This is a genomic window from Streptomyces sp. S07_1.15, assembly GCF_020739505.1.
Classification (GTDB): Bacteria; Actinomycetota; Actinomycetes; order Streptomycetales; family Streptomycetaceae; genus Streptomyces; species Streptomyces xinghaiensis.
The window spans coordinates 736211-754440 of record NZ_JAJBZK010000001.1; the positions used below are offsets into that span (position 1 = coordinate 736211).

Annotated in this window: 12 protein-coding genes; 6 read left to right on the forward strand and 6 right to left on the reverse strand. The window is 73.6% G+C overall.

The genetic code is table 11. The annotated features are described in order from the left end of the window. The first annotated feature begins 182 nt into the window (after positions 1–182). The 6 genes from LIX60_RS03140 to LIX60_RS03165 all read left to right on the forward strand — a co-directional run bounded on the left by LIX60_RS03140 (position 183) and on the right by LIX60_RS03165 (position 6341). Positions 183–1514 carry an extracellular solute-binding protein gene (locus LIX60_RS03140; protein WP_227957090.1) on the forward strand — a complete coding sequence of 444 codons (1332 nt, stop codon included), beginning with the start codon at positions 183–185 and terminating at the stop codon, positions 1512–1514. Next, positions 1511–2452, forward strand: a complete 942-nt coding sequence (locus LIX60_RS03145; RefSeq protein WP_227957091.1) for a carbohydrate ABC transporter permease — start codon at positions 1511–1513, stop codon at positions 2450–2452. The genes LIX60_RS03140 and LIX60_RS03145 overlap by 4 nt, the downstream gene beginning before the upstream one ends. Beyond that, entirely contained in the window at positions 2449–3333 is an 885-nt protein-coding gene (locus LIX60_RS03150) for a carbohydrate ABC transporter permease (RefSeq protein WP_227957092.1), read from the forward strand. The genes LIX60_RS03145 and LIX60_RS03150 overlap by 4 nt, the downstream gene beginning before the upstream one ends. A gap of 86 nt (positions 3334–3419) precedes the next feature. Next, positions 3420–4442: a LacI family DNA-binding transcriptional regulator gene (locus tag LIX60_RS03155; protein WP_125625876.1), complete on the forward strand. Its 1023-nt coding sequence runs from the start codon at positions 3420–3422 to the stop codon at positions 4440–4442. 379 nt (positions 4443–4821) lie between these two features. Next, positions 4822–5250: a subtilase-type protease inhibitor gene (locus tag LIX60_RS03160; RefSeq protein ID WP_227957093.1), complete on the forward strand. Its 429-nt coding sequence runs from the start codon at positions 4822–4824 to the stop codon at positions 5248–5250. A gap of 221 nt (positions 5251–5471) precedes the next feature. Then, positions 5472–6341: a hypothetical protein gene (locus LIX60_RS03165; protein ID WP_308101080.1), complete on the forward strand. Its 870-nt coding sequence runs from the start codon at positions 5472–5474 to the stop codon at positions 6339–6341. Between the two features lie 45 nt (positions 6342–6386). Here the strand turns inward: LIX60_RS03165 and LIX60_RS03170 are convergent, their stop codons facing one another. From LIX60_RS03170 to LIX60_RS03195, 6 genes are all read right to left on the reverse strand, one after another. Then, positions 6387–9665, reverse strand: a complete 3279-nt coding sequence (locus LIX60_RS03170; RefSeq protein ID WP_374117785.1) for an NHLP bacteriocin export ABC transporter permease/ATPase subunit — start codon at positions 9663–9665, stop codon at positions 6387–6389. 1 nt (position 9666) lies between these two features. Beyond that, positions 9667–11784 carry an NHLP family bacteriocin export ABC transporter peptidase/permease/ATPase subunit gene (locus tag LIX60_RS03175; protein ID WP_374117955.1) on the reverse strand — a complete coding sequence of 706 codons (2118 nt, stop codon included), beginning with the start codon at positions 11782–11784 and terminating at the stop codon, positions 9667–9669. Between the two features lie 392 nt (positions 11785–12176). Further along, positions 12177–12983: an HlyD family efflux transporter periplasmic adaptor subunit gene (locus LIX60_RS03180; protein ID WP_227962605.1), complete on the reverse strand. Its 807-nt coding sequence runs from the start codon at positions 12981–12983 to the stop codon at positions 12177–12179. A 195-nt stretch (positions 12984–13178) separates the two neighbouring features. Then, complete coding sequence (locus LIX60_RS03185; protein WP_019710549.1) at positions 13179–13385, reverse strand: hypothetical protein; 207 nt, start codon at positions 13383–13385, stop codon at positions 13179–13181. 748 nt (positions 13386–14133) lie between these two features. Then, positions 14134–14463 carry a multidrug efflux SMR transporter gene (locus tag LIX60_RS03190; RefSeq protein WP_019710550.1) on the reverse strand — a complete coding sequence of 110 codons (330 nt, stop codon included), beginning with the start codon at positions 14461–14463 and terminating at the stop codon, positions 14134–14136. 100 nt (positions 14464–14563) lie between these two features. Continuing rightward, positions 14564–18004 (reverse strand): S8 family serine peptidase, encoded by a 3441-nt coding sequence (locus tag LIX60_RS03195; protein ID WP_227957095.1) that lies wholly within the window; start codon positions 18002–18004, stop codon positions 14564–14566. Positions 18005–18230 lie beyond the last annotated feature (226 nt).

Here is an 18230-nt window from a genome sequence, read left to right on the forward strand (position 1 = left end):
TGGCGGGGCATGGCACAAAACTGTGAACGTGCACAGCACATCTCGGCGGCGCACATCCAACATAACCGCACAGCAACAACCATTGACAACGGTTGGAAATGTTTCTCTACTGTGAACGCTCACAGTTCGCCACCGCTTGTCGTCCGCCCAGGGGGCGGAGGCCCTTGCCAGGGGAGATCTCCATGCCATCCACCACGCGCCGCCGGTCGGCGGCCCTCTCCATAGCGGCGGCCCTGACCGCCGCGGCCCTCGCCGGCTGCGGCGGCGGAGGCTCGGACGACTCCGGCGGGGAGGGCTCCGGAGGTTCCGGGCCGGCCAAGCTGACGTACTGGGCCTGGGCCCCCGGCATGGACAAGGTCGTCGCCCTCTGGAACAAGGAACACCCGGACATCAGGGTCACGGTGAAGAAGCAGGCGTCCGGTGACGACCTGGTGACCAAGATCCTCACCGCCGCCAGGGCCCACGAGGCCCCGGACCTCGTGCAGGCCGAATACCAGGCCCTGCCCACCCTCGTCAGCAGCGACGTCCTCACCGACCTCTCCGGCGAGGAACCGGTGAAGAAGGCCGAGAAGGAGTTCGCACCGGGCGTCTGGCAGCAGGTGACCCTCGGCTCGGACGCGGTGTACGCCGTCCCGCAGGACTCCGGGCCGATGATGTTCTACTACCGCGAGGACCTCTTCGAGCAGTACGGCCTCGACGTCCCCGGGACCTGGGCCGAGTTCGCGGACACCGCCCGCGCCCTCAGGAAGAAGGCCCCGAAGAAGACCCTCACCACCTTCTCCGCCAACGACCCCGGCCTCTTCGCCGGACTCGCCCAGCAGGCCGGCGCGCGATGGTGGACCACCACCGGCGAGCAGTGGAAGGTCGGCATCGACGACGCCGCCAGCCGCAAGGTCGCCGACTTCTGGGGCGGTCTCGTCGAGGAGGGCGCCGTCGGCAACCAGCCGATGTACACCCCCGCCTGGAACAAGGCGCTCAACAACGGCTCGCAGATCGCCTGGGTCAGCGCCGTCTGGGCGCCCGGCGTCCTCACCACCGCGGCGCCGGACACCAAGGGCAAGTGGGCGATGGCCCCGCTCCCCCAGTGGTCGCCCGGCGAGAACAGGACCGGCAGCTGGGGCGGCTCGACCACCGCCGTCACCCGGGACAGCGAACACAAGCGGGCCGCCGCCGAGTTCGCCACCTGGCTCAACACCGACCCGGAGGCCCTCGCCGCCATGGTGAAGGAGGGCGGGATCTACCCGGCCGCCACCGCCGCGCAGACCGGCGGCGCGCTGTCCGAGGCGCCCGGCTTCTTCAGCAACCAGCCGGACTTCTACACCGAGGCCGCGGAGATCGCGAAGACCACGGCGCCCGGCGCCTGGGGCCCGAACGTCAACGTCGCCTACTCGGCCTTCCGGGACCGGTTCGGCAAGGCCGCCAAGGAGAAGTCGGACTTCGGGGCCGCGCTCGCCGCCATGGAGCGGGCCACCGTCACCGACCTGAAGAAGCAGGGCTTCGGAGTGGCCGGGTGACCCGCTCCTCCGCCGGCGCGGCCTCCGGGCCGCGCCGGGCCCCGTACCTCTTCCTGCTCCCCGGCGCCGCCCTGTTCGTCCTCTTCCTCGCGCTGCCCATCGGCTACGCCCTCTACCTCAGCCTCCGCAGGACCGAGGTCAAGGGGCTGGGCCTGGGCTCCGGCGCCCGCCAGGAGGTGTGGGCCGGACTCGCCAACTACACCGCCGCGCTCACCGACCCGGAACTGCTGAACGGCGCCCTGCGGGTGCTGGGCTACGGCCTCATCGTCATCCCGGCCATGCTGGGCCTCGCCCTGCTCTTCGCCCTGATGCTGGACGCCGACCGGCGCGGCCGGCGGGACACGGCCCTCCGCGGCTTCGCCCGGCTCTCGATCTTCCTGCCGTACGCGGTGCCCGGGGTCGTCTCGGCGCTGCTGTGGGGCTTCCTCTACCTGCCGTCGGTCAGCCCCTTCCACTACGCGCTGGAGCGGGCGGGCCTGCCCGGACCGGATCTCTTCAGCGGCGGGGCCCTCTATGCCGCACTGGCCAATATCGCCGTCTGGGGCGGCACCGGCTTCAACATGATCGTGATCTACACGGCGCTGCGCGCGATACCGGCGGAGGTGTACGAGGCCGCGCGGCTCGACGGCTGCTCGCAGTGGCAGATCGCCCTGCGCCTCAAGATCCCCATGGTGACGCCCTCGCTGATCCTCACCTTCTTCTTCTCGCTGATCGCCACCCTCCAGGTGTTCAGCGAGCCGACCACCCTGAGGCCGCTCACCAACGCCGTGCCCAGCGACTGGAGTCCGCTGATGAAGATCCACCAGGACGCCTTCGCCCGGGGCGACCTCCACACGGCCGCCGCCGGCGCGGTGGTCATCGCCGCCGTCACCCTGCTGCTGTCCTTCGGCTTCCTCCGGGCCGCCAACTCCCGCTCCCCCCAGGACACCTCACGATGAGCGCCACCACCACCGCCGTCCGCGCCACCACGGCGGACCCCCGCGGCCGCCGCCGCCCGGCCGGCCGGATCCCCACCGCGGTGCTGCTCCTGGGTGCCGCCTACTGCCTGCTGCCGGTCGCCTGGGTCGTGGTGGCTGCCACCAAGTCGGGCAGCGAACTCTTCTCCACCTTCACCTTCCTGCCCGGCTCGGGCCTCGCGGAGAACGTGGCCGAGCTGTCGGCCTACCGTGACGGCGTCTACTGGCGGTGGATGGCCAACTCCGCGCTCTACGCCGGGGTGGGCGCCCTGCTGTCCACGGCCGTCTCCGCGCTGAGCGGCTACGCGCTGGCGCTGCACCGCTTCCGGGGCCGTGAGGTGATCTTCAACGTGCTGATCGCCGGCGTGCTGATGCCGCCCGTCATCCTCGCCATACCGCAGTATCTGCTGCTGGCGAAGGCGGGGATGGCCGACAGCTATGTGTCCGTGCTGCTGCCGAGCATCCTCTCCCCCTACGGCATCTACCTCGCCCGGATCTACGCCGCCGCCGCGGTGCCCTCCGACATCGTGGAGGCGGGCCGCATCGACGGCGCCGGGGAGTGGCGGCTCTTCCGGTCCGTGGCGCTGCCGATGATGCTGCCGGGGCTGGTGACCGTCTTCCTCTTCCAGTCCGTGGCCATCTGGAACAACTTCATGCTGCCGTACATCATGCTCGGTGACGACGAGAAGTTCCCGGTCACGGTGGGGCTGTTCACGCTGCTCCAGCAGGGCGCCTCCGCGCCCGCGCTCTACACCCTGGTGATCACCGGCGCGCTGCTCTCCGTCATCCCGCTGATCGCGCTCTTCCTGGTGATCCAGCGCTTCTGGAGCCTCGATCTGCTCTCGGGGGCCGTGAAGTCCTGACCGCCCTGGACCACGGCGGATCACCGTAGAGTCGGGACCGCAGAACCACCCGGGACCACCGGGGAACGGACAGAGGAAGCAGCCGCATGAGCACCACGGGGCGACGCCGCCCACCGACCATCCACGACGTCGCCCGGGAGGCGGGCGTCTCGCGCGGCACGGTGTCGCGGGTGCTCAACGGCGGGCACAACGTCAGCCCCGCCTCGGCGGACGCCGTCAACGCCGCGATCCGCAAGACGGGGTATGTCGTCAACCGGCACGCCCGCAGTCTCATCACCGGCCGTTCCGACTCGGTGGCGTTCCTGCTGACCGAACCGCAGGAGCGGTTCTTCGAGGACCCCAACTTCAATGTGCTGCTGCGCGGCTGCACCCAGGCGCTGGCCGCGCACGACATCCCGCTGCTGCTGATGATCGCCGGGACGGAGGCGGAGCGGCGCCGGATCAGCCGCTACATCACCGCCGGGCACGTGGACGGGGTCCTGCTGGTCTCCAGCCACTCCGGGAATCCCATGGCCGAGCGGCTGGTCAAGGCGCGCATACCGGTGGTGGCCTGCGGCAAGCCACTGGGACAGGGGGCCCGGATCGCGTATGTGGCCGCCGACGACCGGGACGGGGCCCGGGAGATGGTGCGCCATCTCGCCGCGAGCGGACGGCGCCGGATCGCCACCGTCACCGGCCCGCCGGACACCCCCGGCGGGGTCGAGCGGCTGGCGGGCTACCGGGAGACCCTGGCCGAGGCCGGGCTGCCGGCCGACGAACGGCTCGTCGCCGAGGGCGACTACAGCCGGGCCGGCGGCGAGCGGGCCATGGCGGAGCTGCTGGAGCGGGCCCCGGACGTGGACGCCGTGTTCGTCGCCTCCGACCTGATGGCGCAGGGGGCGCTGACCGCTCTGGAGAGGGCGGGCCGCCGGGTGCCCGAGGACGTCGCGGTCGGCGGTTTCGACGACTCGCCCGCCGCTCTCGGGACGCGTCCGCCGCTGACCACGATCCGCCAGCCCTGGGACCGGATCAGCACCGAGATGGTGCGGGTGCTGCTCGGCCGGATCGCCGGGGAGGACCCGTCGGCGGTCATCCTGCCGACGGAACTCGTCCGGCGGGACTCGGCCTGAGCGGTGCCCTGGCCCGGGGCCGTCCGGACTGCCGGTCCCGCCCGGGCACGGCCCTCCCCGGCACGGCCCTCCCCGGGCGCCCGTCCATGGCGTCCCGACCTCTTCGTGTACCACCAGCGGAGACCGGTAACCGCTCAGCGGTGCGTTTCCGCCGTTACGGACTGGCCTGATCCGGCGTCCGGCCGTCCCGTGTCCGGCGCGGACAGCGCTGTCATCTCCGGCGCGCCACCGCTCCCCGCCGCCACTTCCGGCCAGCACTCCCCCGCACACATGCGCCGAAAAGCGCCGGGTTGATGTGCATTCGGGCGGGGTTCTCGGCAGACTCCGGAAACGTCAAAGCGGCGCACAACACAGCACAACAAGCGGAAGGAAACACATCATGAGGAACCGTGCGAAAGCTGCGTTAACCGGAACTCTGGTGCTGGCGGCTGCGTCCCTCGGCCCTCTGGGCGGCACGGCTCACGCCGGGGACTCCTCGCTCTACGCGCCCTCGGACCTCGTCCTCACCATCGCGCACGGGGAAGACGCGTCCTCCGTGGCCCCGGAACGCGCGGTGACCCTCACCTGTGAGCCGCGGGCCACGGGCACGCACCCCTCCCCGCAGGAAGCCTGCGTGCTTCTCGGGGACGCCGGGGGCGACGTGGACGCGATCGCGCCGCCGGCGGAGCCCCAGCTGTGCACCTACCAGTACGACCCGGTCGTCGTCACCATCAGGGGCGTCTGGCAGGGCCAGCGCATCGAGGAGGAGCGCACCTTCGGCAACGAGTGCGTGATGCGGGCCGAGACCGGGGCCGTCTTCGACTTCTGAGCCCGCGTTCCCCCTGTCCGTCCCCCGGGCTCCCGAGGAGCCCGGCGGACGGCACCGGCACGCCCCTGCCGCGCTGCACCGCCAACTCCCCCGCGCGGCAGGGAGATCAGGGGCCGGACGGGTGTTCTTCCGCGGCGGCGCGGAACGGGTGAGGATACTCCCTGGCGCACGCACCAGGCACATCCCCCACACCACCCCCGCACCCGACGAGGAGCCTGTTCGTGTTGAGAAGAAGCCCGCTGACGGCCCTGCTCGCGGCCCTGCTGTCGCTGTCCTTCGCCACCGCCGCCGCGCCCGCCTCCGGCGACCCGGGCTCCGGCCACGGGCACCGGCACCGGCACGGTCACGAGCACGGGAAGCACCACGGCAAGGGCCACCATCACCCCAGGGGCACCTGCACGGACGCCCCCGCGCTGCTGTTCTGCGAGGACTTCGAGTCCCTGCCACCGGGCGAGGCCGGCAGCCCCCACTGGGAGACCGACACCGAGAACGGCACGCTGACCGTCGAGCCGCACCCGGCGGGCCATCGGGCCGGGAAGCATCTGCGCGTCCGCACCGAGGGCAACGGCAAGGCGTTTCTCACGGTCACGGACCTGGCGCCGCCCGGCAACAGCTTCTGGGGCCGGGTCCGGCTGCGCGTGGCGGCCTTCCCCACCGCCCCGGACTGGGCCCACTGGACGATGGTCGAGGCCACCGGCCGCGGCCCCGGTTACATCCGCCCGCTCGGCGGGCAGTACGTGCCCTCCGCCGGGAAGAACCTGTGGGGAGTCGGCTCCGACGGCGGCCCGACCGGCGACTGGACGGCCTGGCAGGAGTCCGCCCCGGCGCGGGCCGGGAGCTGGAGTTGCGTGGAGTGGCGGATGGACGCCTCCGACAACCGCATCGAGGTGTGGTTCGACGGCGAGCCCCAGCCCGATCTCACCGTCGACACACGCAACCACGGGGGCGCCGAGGTGGACTTCGTCTTCCCCGAGTTCGACACGGTGAAGTTCGGCTGGCAGCTCTACCAGGGCGATCCCTCACCGTCCGGCTATGACGTGCGGATGGACGACCTCGCCCTCGGCACGGAGCGCGTCGGCTGCGAGCGCTGACCGGCTCCGGCGGAGGGCCCGGCCCCGGCCCCGGTCCCGGCCCCGTCACCGGATCTGCCGCCGCACCAGTTCGTGGAAGAGGCCGGTGGTGTCGGCGAGCAGGTCCGCGGGACGGCCCTGCTGGACGACGCGGCCCTCCGCCATGACGACGACCCGGTCGGCGTCCATGACCGTGGACAGCCGGTGGGCGATGACCACACGGGTGGCGCGGAGTTCACGGGTGCTCTCCGTGACGACGCGCTGGGTCTCGTTGTCCAGCGCGCTGGTCGCCTCGTCGAAGAAGAGGATCCGGGGCCGGCGGATCAGGGCCTGGGCGATCATCAGCCGCTGCCGCTGCCCTCCGGAGACGGTGCCGCCGCCGTCGGAGAGCACGGTGTGCATGCCCATCGGCATCCGCTGGATGTCCTCGGCCAGCCCGGCGAGGCGGGCGGCCTCCCACGCCTCCTCCAGGGAGAAGTTCTCGGCGCCGCGGATGCAGTCGAGGACGGAGCCGGAGAAGGGCTGCGCGTTCTGCAGGACGACGCCGCACTGGCGGCGGACGGCGGCCTGGTCGAGCGCGGCCAGGTCCTGGCCGTCGTAGAGGACCTCGCCGGAGGCCGGCCGGTCGAAGCCGATGAGCAGCCGCAGCAGGGTGGACTTGCCGCAGCCGCTGGCCCCCACGACGGCCACGAACTCGCCCGGTTCCACCCGGAAGGAGACGTCGTCCAGGACGAGCGGCCCGTCCTCGGTGTAGCGGAAGGAGAGCTGCCGGGCCTCGATGGCGCCGGAGAGGGCGCCGGGCCGGGTGGAGCCGCCGCGGACCTCGGGCAGCGCCCGGAAGACCGGCCGGACCTGTTCGAACATCGGCAGGACGGCCGCGGCGGAGATCAGCGCCCCGGTCAGCTGGGTGACCGAGCTCAGCATCATCGTCACGGCGGTGTTGAAGGTGAGGAAGCCGCTCGGTGAGAGGGCGCCGCGGGCCGGGCCGGCGAGCAGCATGAACATGATGAGGGTGCAGAGCGGCAGGTAGACCGCGTTGAGAACGGTGATGAGGTTCTTGATCCGGCCGACGCGCTGCTGGAGTTCGCGGCTGCGGGCGAACTCGCGCGCCCAGGCGGCGTAGGCGAAGCTCTCGGCGGCGGCGACGCGCAGCTTGGGCAGCCCGCGCAGGGTCTGGAAAGCCTGGTTGTTCAGCTTGTTGCCGAGGACGACGAGCCTGCGCTGCCAGCGCAGCTGCCACAGCCCCATGCCGAGGAACAGCGCGGCGATGACGACGAGCATGGCGACGGCCACCAGGGCCAGCTCGACGCTGAAGAGGAGCAGCAGCACGAGGTTGACGGCGCCGACCGTGCCAGCCTGGACGAGCACCGAGCTGATCCCGGACAGCACCTTGCGGATGGAGCTGATGCCCATCGCCGCGCTCGCCAGCTCACCGGTGGAGCGCTCGGCGAAGAACCGGGTCGGCAGGCGCAGCAGCCGGTCCCAGACCGCGGGTTGCAGGGTGGCCTCGACGCGGCCCTCCATGCGGAGGATGGCGGTGTTCTGCAGCAGCATGAACGCGGCGGCGACCACGGCGCTGATGATCAGCGCCAGGGAGACCTGGACGATCAGGCCGTTCTCGGCGGCCGGGACGTACACACCGAGGACCTGTCCGGTGGCGAGGGGCACCAGCGTGCCCAGGCCGACGGCGACGAGTCCGCCCAGCGTCAGGTTGCGCAGGTCGGTGCGGGTGCCGCGGAGGCTGAAGAGCAGCAGCCGCCAGGCGGGCAGCGGCTCGTCGGGCAGCGGCCGGTAGAACATGACGGCGCGGTCGTCGAACTCGGCGGCGTTGTCCCTGCCGACGCGCCACCGCTCGCCGCTCGCCGGGTCCACGGCCTCGTAGCGGCCGCGGCGCCACAGCAGCGCGACCGGGTCGCCGTTGTCGGACCAGTAGCCGACCAGGGGGCCGGAGTTGTCGCGCCACCAGCTGCCGGTGAGCCGGACGTCGCGGGTGCGGAAGCCGGAGCTCAGGGCGGTGCGTTCGACGGGGTCGAGCCTGCTCTCGGGCGCCCCGCCGGTGTCGGGATCGGTCACCGGGATCCGGGCCGCGGCGGCGACCGTGCGGCAGACGGCGAGGGCGGCGTCGTCGGTGCCGGCGGCCGTGCCGGACGGGGCTCCGCGGCGGCGCGGCCGGCCGATGGAGTTCAGCAGGGCCCGGTCGGCGCTCTCCCGTTCGGCCTCGCCGGCCTGGATGCCGGCGGCGGTGCGGTCCTCGTGGGCGCGTTCGAGCCGTTCGATCCAGCGGTCCAGGGCGGACAGCAGCCGCGTCTGCTGGTTGACCATGTCCTGCCACAGCGCGCCGTCGATGAGCAGGTCGGTGGCGGTGTCCGCGCCATAGGCGGAGCCGTACTGGACGCTGCCGGGGGCCATCGACATCCACAGGATGTTCTCGTCGCCGGTCCCGGCCGCGTCGTGGGGCGCGCCCGTTCCGTGGCCGCCGTCCGGGGCGTCCGCGTCCCCGTCCCCGTCCCCGTCCCCGGAGGGCCGCGGGGTCAGGTGCTGCCCGTCGAAGGGGGCTTCGAAGAGGACGCGCAGGCTGCGTCCGTAGCCGCGGGCGAAGGCGTCGTCCAGCGGGCTGAGGACCGGCTCGTGGGCGGGGTGCGTCCACGGGGTGCCGTGCACGTCGTAGGCGGCGTGGGTGGCGTGGGTGCCGTACGTGCCGTAGGCGTCGTAGGCGTGGTCCGGGCCGCCGTGGTGCGGGCCGTACGGGTCCGTGTACGGCTCGCCGGGGTGGCCGTACTGGGCGTATCCGCCGTAGGGGCTGTACGGGTCGCCGCCCCCGTGGCCGCCCTGCTCTCCGTACGGTTCGTACGCGCCGTACGGCCCCGGCCCGGGGCGGTGCAGCTCGCGGAGCTGGATACGGCGCAGCACGCAGTCCTGGAGCGGCCGGCCCACGAGGGTGTGCCGCGGGCCGTCGACGGGGCCGAGCAGCAGGGTGCCGGTCTCCAGCCGGCCGAGGAAGTGCCAGTGGCCCTGCCGGCCGGCGTCGACGGCGAAGAGGTCCATGGCCCCGGCGGTGACCAGCCACAGCACCTGCGGGCCTTCGAGGCCGAGGCTGCGGGCGGCGGTGTGGTCGACGGGGGTGCCGAGACCGCCCATGGCCGCGACGACCACATCGGCGGGCGAGACGACGGCGGGCGGGGCCCCGGAGAGCCCGGCCCCAGTACCGGTGCCGGTGCCGGAGGCGCCGGTCCCGCCGGCGCCGGCCCCGTGGCCGCCGGTTCCGGCCGGACCGGGGCCGAGGGCCGGGACGGCGCCGGTGGCGGTGAGGGCGGAGCCCTCGGCGGAGGGGTGGGGGGATGCCACGTCAGTGCTCCCTGACCAGGGCGGCGTACGCCCCGCCGGCGGCGGCCAGCTGCTCGTGCCGGCCGCGCTCCACGACGGTGCCGCGGTCGAGGACGACGATCTCGTCGCTGTCCCGCACGGTGCTCAGCCGGTGCGCGATCACGACGCAGGCGCAGCCGCGCCGCCGCAGGTTGTCGATGATGATCTGTTCGGTCTCGGCGTCGAGGGCGCTGGTCACCTCGTCGAGGACCAGGACGCTGGGGCGCCGGACGAGGGCACGGGCGATCTCCAGCCGCTGCCGCTGCCCGCCGGAGAAGTTGCGGCCGTCCTGCTCGACCCGGCTGTGGATGCCTCCGGGCCGGCGGGCGACGGTGTCGTACACCGCGGCGTCCCGGAGGGCGGCGACGACGGCCTCCTCCGGGATGGAGGGGTCCCAGAGGGCCACGTTGTCGCGGACCGTGCCCTCGAACAGGAAGACGTCCTGGTCGACGAAGGAGACGGAGGCGGACAGCGCGCTGCGCGGGATCTCGTCCAGCCGCCGCCCGTCGATGCGGATGACGCCCTCCCAGGGCTGGTAGAGGCCGGAGATCAGCCGGGAGACGGTGGACTTGCCGCTGCCGGAGCCGCCGACGAGGGCGACCTGGCGGCCCGGTCCGACCTCCAGGGAGAAGCCGTTCAGCAGCGGCTTGTCGAGCGGGCTGTAGCCGAAGGTGACGTTCTCCAGGGTGACGTGGCCGCGGAGCCGCTTGGTGCTGGCGGGTGGTTCGCGCCGGGTGTAGAGGGTGTCGGCGGGGAAGTTCTCGACGTCCTTGAGGCGGGCCACGTCGGCGGCGAAGTCCTGGAGCCGGCCGGCGACGCCGTTGAGCCGGGTCAGGGGCGCGGTGAAATTGGTGACGAGGGCCTGGAAAGCCACGAGCAGGCCGATGGAGACGGCGCCCTCCACGGCCCGCTGCCCGCCGATGAGGAGGATCAGCGCGCTGTTGAGGGTGGCGAGGGTGGGGGCGACGACGGCCAGGAAGGCGCTGGGCACGCCGAGCCGCTGCTGGGTGTCGAGGGTGGTGGCGTGCTGCCCGGCCCAGCGGCGGAACCAGCCGTTCTCGCCGCCGGTGGCCTTCATGGTCTCGATCAGCTGGAGGCCGCTGTAGGAGGTGTTGGTGAGCCGGGCGCTGTCGGCGCGGAGCTTCTGGGTGCCGACGGAGCGCAGATGCATCACGACGCGCAGTGCGACCACGTTGAGCAGGGCGATGCCGATGCCGACCACCGTGAGCTGGGGGTCGTAGCTCCACAGCAGCACGGCGTAGAGGACCACGACCACGACGTCGACCCCGGCGGCGGCGAGGTCCCGGGCCAGGGTCTCGGCGACGGTGTCGTTGGACTGCAGGCGCTGGACGAGGTCGGCCGGGTTGCGCTGGGAGTAGAAGGTGACCGGCAGCCGGAGGAGGTGGCGCAGGAAGCGGGCGCTGCCGAGGGTGGAGGAGATGATGCGGCCGCGCAGCAGGTTGGCCTGCTGCAGTCCGGTGAGGACGGCCGTGAGGACCACCATCGTGCCCATGGCGGCGAAGAGGACGCCCAGCAGCGAGGTCTGGTCCCCGAAAAGGAACATGTCGATATAGGTACGGCTGAGCGCGGGAACGGCGGCACCGACGAGGACGAGCAGGAAGCTGGCGACGAGAGCGGCCAGCAGGGTGCCGCTGGTGCCGCGGAGCCGTACGGGCATGGCGCCGAGGACGCCCGGCCTGCGGCCGCCGCGGCGGAATCCCTCACCGGGTTCGAAGACGAGGACGACGCCGGTGAAGCTGGTGTCGAAATCCTCCGGGGAGACGTAACGGCGGCCGCGGGCGGGGTCGTTGATGCGGACCATGCGGCGGCCGAAGCGGCGCACCGTCCCCTCGTAGACCACGTAGTGGTTGAACTCCCAGAAGAGGATGGCCGGCGCCCGCACCTCGGCGAGGGCGGCGGGCTCCATCTGCATGCCCTTGGCGGTGAGGCCGTAACTCCGGGCGGCCTTGAGGAGGTTGCTGGCCCGGGAGCCGTCGCGGGACACGCCGCAGGCGATGCGGAGCTCCTCCAGCGGGACGTGCTTGCCGTGGTGGCCGAGCACCATCGCCAGGGACGCGGCGCCGCACTCCACGGCCTCCATCTGGAGGACGACGGGGCTGCGGACGCCCCTCGGCACCCGGGCGCGCTGCTTCTTCCCGCCGCCCCGCGGCTGCCTGCGGCCTCCCTTGCCGCGGCCCCTCGGCGGCGCGTCCCGGCGGGCGCGGTCCGCGCGGCGGCGGCCGTCGGCGGGCGGGCGGCGGCGGCCGTGCCCGGGAAGCTGCGCCCGGGGGGCGGCGGCCGTCCCCTCGGCGGGCCGGGCCGAGGGCCTGCCGGCGGGGGCGGCAGGCTCGACGGGCGCGGCAGATCCGGCGGGCGCGGCAGCCCCGGCGGCGGCCGGAGCCGGCCCGCCGGCGGGCATCGCGGCGGACGGCGCGGGGAGGGCGCCGGCGGGGGCCTCCGGCCCGGCCGCGGCGCCGGTCTCGTAGGGGGAGTTCATGGCAGCAGCCAGTCGACGGGACGTTCGGCGGTGAGGTGGATGGCGCCGCTCACCGGCGTGGGGGACTCGATCGCGAACGGCGGGCCGTCGTCGCGCGACCAGGCGTAGCCGGACGGCGTCCCGGCGGACCGCTCCAGCTCGACGAGGACGGCCACGGCCGGGCCGTCGGCGGAGAACCGCTCGGCCAGTTCGGCGCTGCCGAGGAAGCCCGCGATGCGCTGCGCGGTCTGCGGCACCCGGCCGACGGTCTTGACCCGCCCCTTCAGCACGCCGAACTGCTGGGCGGGCGCGGACTGGACGGTGAGGTCGACACGGGCGCCCACCGGCACGGGGGAGCCCTTGCCGCCGGGGACGTAGAGCATGGCCACCAGCGGCTCGTCCCGGTCCTTGACGCGCTCGACGGTCGCCACCTGGGCGCCGGGGGTGATGACGGAGCCGGTCTCCGCGACGAGCGAGGTGACCCGGCCCGCCTCCACGGTGCGGACGGCGCGGGTGCCCTGCTCCGTACGGACGGCCAGCACGGGCGCCTTGGCGGGGAGGCTGTCGCCCTCGCGGGCCAGGACCTCGGTCACCTGCCCGGCGAAGGGGCTCTGCAGGACGTAACTGCCCCCGGCGCGGGTGAGCACCCCCGGGGACTCCAGCCGGGACGAGACGGAACCGGTCACGGCCCAGAAGGCCGCCCCCGCCATCACGAGGAGCGTGACCACCAGCACCAGCAGGCCCTGGGGCCGTGCGAAGCGCACCGGAATGTCGAGCTCTTCGGGTGACTGCAGCTTGGACAGCGCCTTGTGGCGGAACTGCACGGTCTCCATCCCTCGCCTGCGAAGATGTCGGGCGTTCCGACGCGGTGGCGCACGGCCGCCCGGCCGCCGGCCGACGGCATGCATGGGCCCCGGAAGGGGAATTCCGGGGCCCATGGTCAACCCTTTCCGGTCTCAGCCAAACCGGCGGGTCGTGAAACGCTCCGGCTTTTCAGGGCCGGACAGCGGACGTCCGGATCAGAGACCCGCGACGAGACCGGTGACCTGGCTGGTCGGCAGGCCGGTGACGTCCTGCACGAGACCCAGGCCCTCGGAGAGCGGGGCGACGGAGTCGACGGCGCCCAGAACCGGGGCGACGTTGACGCCGACACCGCCGGACACGGTGTCGAGGTCGGCGTCGTCGATCTCGCGGGTCTCGACCTGGGGGGTGAAGTCGTTGCGCACTTGGGCTTCCCTTCAATTTCTGCTGGGTGTTTCTGCATCACACCGGCCGGTTCAAGGGGGACGAAAACCGAGCCGATTTGATGGGGCGTCAGCTGCCCCTAAACCCGGGAACCATTTTTCAACAGCTTCCGTGTACCGCCAGATGAAAGCACGTCACGCCGCCGGCGGGCCACCCGCGGCGGCCGTCACACGAGTCCGCCGGCCGGGTCGTACCGCAGGTCGGGCACGGGATGGTGACGCCTTCTTCACAGACTCCACTGCCTGGTCACCGCGGGCGGACACCCCGGCGGAGACAAAGCGGACTGAACGCCTCCGCCCCCGCGGGGGATTCGGGGAAAACCGTTTCCACACCCCGCCCTGTGCCGCTTCTGCGAAAACGGTGTGCAGGACCGGCCGAATGCGACATGGCCCGACAAGAGAACCCGCGAGGGAACACCCGGCGGAGCCGGTATTCCCTGCCGCGCCGTCCGTATCGGGTATGTCCGGCCGATCTCGTATGACCCGCGGTATACGTCATCGCGCCCCTTCCGCCGGTTGGCCACGCCTTTCCGGCACAGGCGGTCCGCGGCTCCGCCGGAACCGGTCCGGTCGGGCCCGGTCCGACCCAAAAGGGAATACGAGAAGGAGAAGGTGTGAAGAAAGGAAGACGGTTGGCGCCGGAAAAGGTTTCCGGTTTCCGGCCGGCTGCCGGGACGGCGGTATCGGTACCCCGCCGGACCGTACGCGGACGGCACCGGCCGCGGCGCCCTCAGTGCTTCAGGCCGCCGCCGAGGTTCATCACCAGGACCCCGGCGACCACCAGCCCGACGCCGATCAGCGTCGTGGGGCGGGCTTCCTCGCCGAACAGCAGAACGCCCCCGATGAACGCCCCCACCGTCCCCACGCCGGACCAGATGGCGTAGACGGGGCCCACGTTGAGGGTCTTGAGCGCCTGTGCCAGGAGCACGAAGGCGAGCATGTATCCGACCACGACCACGGCCGAGGGCCCGAGCCGGCTGAAGCCGTTCGAGGCGCGCAGCGCGAGGGTGGCGACCACCTCGGAGACGATCGCACAGGCGACCAGCAACGCCGCGACCATGACGATTCCTCCTCCGTGGCTCTCCGGTCCCGCACAGCACAGTAGCGCGTGGTCAGGCCGGTCCCCGACCACGGAGCCCTGGTGAGGGGCCCGGCCGCTCCTACCGGGTGCGGTAGGCGTCGAGGATCGTCTGGGTCAGCTCGTGGCCGCTGCCGCCGGTGACCTCCGCCCTGAGGGAGACACCCGCCCCGGGCTCCTCCGGGTTGCGGACCCGGACCACGCCCCCGCGGACCGGGAGCTCCGTCCAGGTGCGGCCGCCGTCGGTGGAGGCGTGGACGGTGAGCGCCCCGGCCCCGTCCGCCGCGGCGGAGCCCTGCACGGTCACCGGGATCTCCGTGACGGATCCGGCGGGGACGGTGGAGTCGGGGGCGAGCCGGGGGGTGAAGCGGACCGCCGAGGCCGGCAGCCGCACCCGCTCCCCCTCCCCCGCCGCCTCCGAGGTGAACGTCCAGGAGGAGGTGACCTCGCGGGAGACGGTGGCGGCACCGCTGCGGGTGACGGTGGTGACGAGCCGGTAGTCCGCCTTCTCCGGGGGCAGGGTGAACTCGGCGCGGTCGAGGATGTCGCCGGCCGTGGCGTGGAGTTCCCCGTTGCGGTAGAGCGTCGTGGAGGCCGTGTCGTGGAGGCTCTCGCCGCGGTGCCCCGCGCCGTCGGCCAGGGGGTTGAGGCGGCCGGAGAGGGTGTCGCCGCGCCGGAAGAGCCCGTCGTCCCCGCCGCCGTCGCCGCTGCCGTCCCCGTCCCCGCCGCCGATCAGGGGTCCGAAGACCCCCGTGTTGTAGGTGTGTTCGTACCGCTCGCCCGCCGTGTACGCGGACCGCCGCGGACCGGTGTACACCGCCTCCACGACGTCCCCGCGGGTCTGCTGGAAGCGGTGCGACCAGCGCACGCCCTCGGTGTTGAGGTACTGCGTGAGGGTACCGGGGAGGTCCCGGACGCCGGCCACCGTCCAGCCGTGACCGGCGTCGCCGGTGTCCGGCTCGGTGATCACCGAGCCCTGCCGCCCGGCCGCCGACGCGCCCTGGTGGATCGTCAGCTCGGCGAGTTCCTCCGGCCCGACGTCCTTGCGCAGGCCGGTGAAGAGGCCGCCCTCCCGGCCGTACGCCACCCGGTACTCGGTGCCGGGGCCGCTGTGGAAGCTGCCGACCGTCTTGGCGTGCATCCGTCCGTCCGGCAGTTCGGGGCCGACGTGCCGGGTGCGGAAGCCCAGCGGCATCGGCGGCCGCACCAGCAGGACGCTGCCGATGCCGCGGCCGTCCACCGTCGCGTCGAACGACATGGCGGTGTCGGACGGCTCGGCCTCCGGGTCCGGCACGGTGATCTCCACCGGCTCGGCCTTCCGGGCGTCGAAGGTGACGGTGGTGTCCCCGGTGAGGTCCAGCCGCGGCTGGAGCTGCCAGTCCAGTCCGGCGACGTCCTCCCCGGCGCCGGAGAGGACGGTCTGGTGGCTCAGGAGATAGGTGCCCCTCGGCAGCCGGAGCGTGGAGGTTCCGCCGTCACCCGTGGTGCCCGTGAAGCCGCCGCGCTCGTAGTCGTGGACGATGACGGACCAGTCGGCGGGCGCCCCGCCGTCCCGGCCGACGGTCTCCACCGTGAGGTCGTACGACTCCCCCTCACGGGTCACGGCGCCGACCGTGCGGACCGACTGCCCGCCGCCGCTCGCCGTGACCGCCACCTCGAAGTCCCCGTACCGCTCCCCGCCGGGCCGGGTGTCGGCGGTCAGCCCGGTGGAGACGGTGCCGCCCGCGGGGACGGTGATCCGCTCGGTCTCCAGGACGAACATGCCCTCGGGGGCGGGTTCGCCGTCCGGGCCCGTGGCCTCGGCGGAGAGGGTGAGGGTGAGGTCCTCCTCCCCCGTGTTCCGGTGGACGAGGTCCCTGGTGACCGGTTCGTCGTCGGCGTGCGGCCAGCGCGCGGAACCGAACCCGACGGAGGACGTGCCAGCGGCGAGGGTCTGCGCGGCGGCCCGGCCCACGTCGAGCCGGCCGGCGCCCTCCTCGTGGACACCCTGCCCCTCCCCCGCCGCGGCGGCTCCGGTCAGCGCCGACTTGATCCGCTCACCGCTCCAGTCCGGGTGCCGCTCCGCCAGCAGGGCGGCGGCGCCCGCGGCGTGCGGGGCCGCCATCGACGTCCCGGAGAGCGCGCCGTAGCCGTCGGCGACCGGCCCGGCCTCCCCCGCCAGCACGCTGCCCTCGGCGAGCGCGGCGCCGATGGAGACGCCCGGGGCGGTCAGATCGGGCTTCAGCCCGCCGTCCCCGGTGCGCGGGCCGACGGAGGAGAAGCCCGCGAGCCGGTCCTCCCGGTCGACGGCGCCCACGGTGAGCGCGGCCTCCGCGCTGCCCGGTGTGCTGATGGAGCCCGGGCGGGGGCCGGCGTTGCCCGCGGCGGCCACGAACAGGGCGCCGCTCTCCGCCGACAGCCGGTTCACGGCCTCCTCCATCGGGCCCACCCCCGGGGCGTCGCCCGCGCCGATGCTGAGGTTGACGACATCGGCGCCCTGCCCGACCGCCCACTCCATGCCCGCGATGACCGAGGACTCGGTGCCGCTGTTGTCGTCCCCGATCACCTTGGCGTTCAGCAGCCGCGCGGCGGGCGCCACCCCGCGGTAGACGCCGCCGGACGCGGCCCCCGTCCCCGCGGCGATGGACGCCACATGGGTGCCGTGGCCGTACCGGTCGGTGGTACCGGGGGACGCGGAGAAGTTCTTCGCCGCGGCGACCTTGCCGCCGGACAGATCGGGGTGCGCGGTGTCGATGCCGGAGTCCACGACCGCGATGGTGACGCCCTCGCCCTCCCGGCCCGTCTCCCAGGCGGCGGGGGCGCCGATCTGCCGGACGCTGCGGTCGAGTGCGGCCCGGACCAGCCCGTCGAGCCGGAGGGAGGCCACGCCCGGCGCGGCGGTGCGCCCGCCGCTCCCGCCGGAGGGGCGGGTGAGGGCGGCCCAGGCCGCCGCGGTGTCCCGGGGCCCGGTGGCCACGGCGTCGGCGCCGATGCTGCGCAGCGGGCGGACGCCGGCGTCCCCGGCGGCGGCGCGCAGCCGCTGCCCGGCGCCGGGGCCGCTCTCCCCCGGGCCGCTCCGCCCGGCGTCCCCGTCCCCGTCCTCGTCCTCGTCCTCGTCCTCGTAACGGACGATGAACGGCAGCGCGTCGCCGTGCAGGGCGCGGAAGGCGGGCCGGCTCAGCTCGGTGACGTCGAACAGCCTGCGGTCCACGGTGCCGTCGAGGACGAGGGCGGTCGCGTCCCGGGGGATGACGTAGGTGTGGCCGTCGCCGTCGCGCTGCGCCTGGACGGGGATGTGCTCGCGGCCCTCGGCGGGGAGGACGGCGGTGACCCGGCCGGCGCCGCTCACGCGGACCCGGTCGCCGGTGATCAGCGTGACGAGGCGCTCCCCGCCGGCCGGCGGACCGGCGGCGGGACCGGCCGCCAGGGGTGCGGCGGCGGGGGCCGGTGACGCGGCGGCGGGCGAGGCCGCGGCGGGTAACGCCGACACGGCCGTGACGGCCGCGGCCAGCGCGGCCAGGGCTCTCTGGGCGCGGATGGGCACGGGGTTCCCCCTGCTCGCCTCGGAAGGGCCGCGGACCGGCCTCGGAGTGGAGAGCCCGGCCGGAGCGGCCGGACGCGGCACCTTCCGCGTCACGGGGGACAGCTCGGTCACAGACGTGTCCCCGGGCTCTGCGCGCCTCAGTATCGACGGCACGGAGAGGGCGGACAACGGTCGGAAACCGGCCAGGAGCGAGCAGGCGAAGAAACGGGAAAGTTCCGGGAATGTC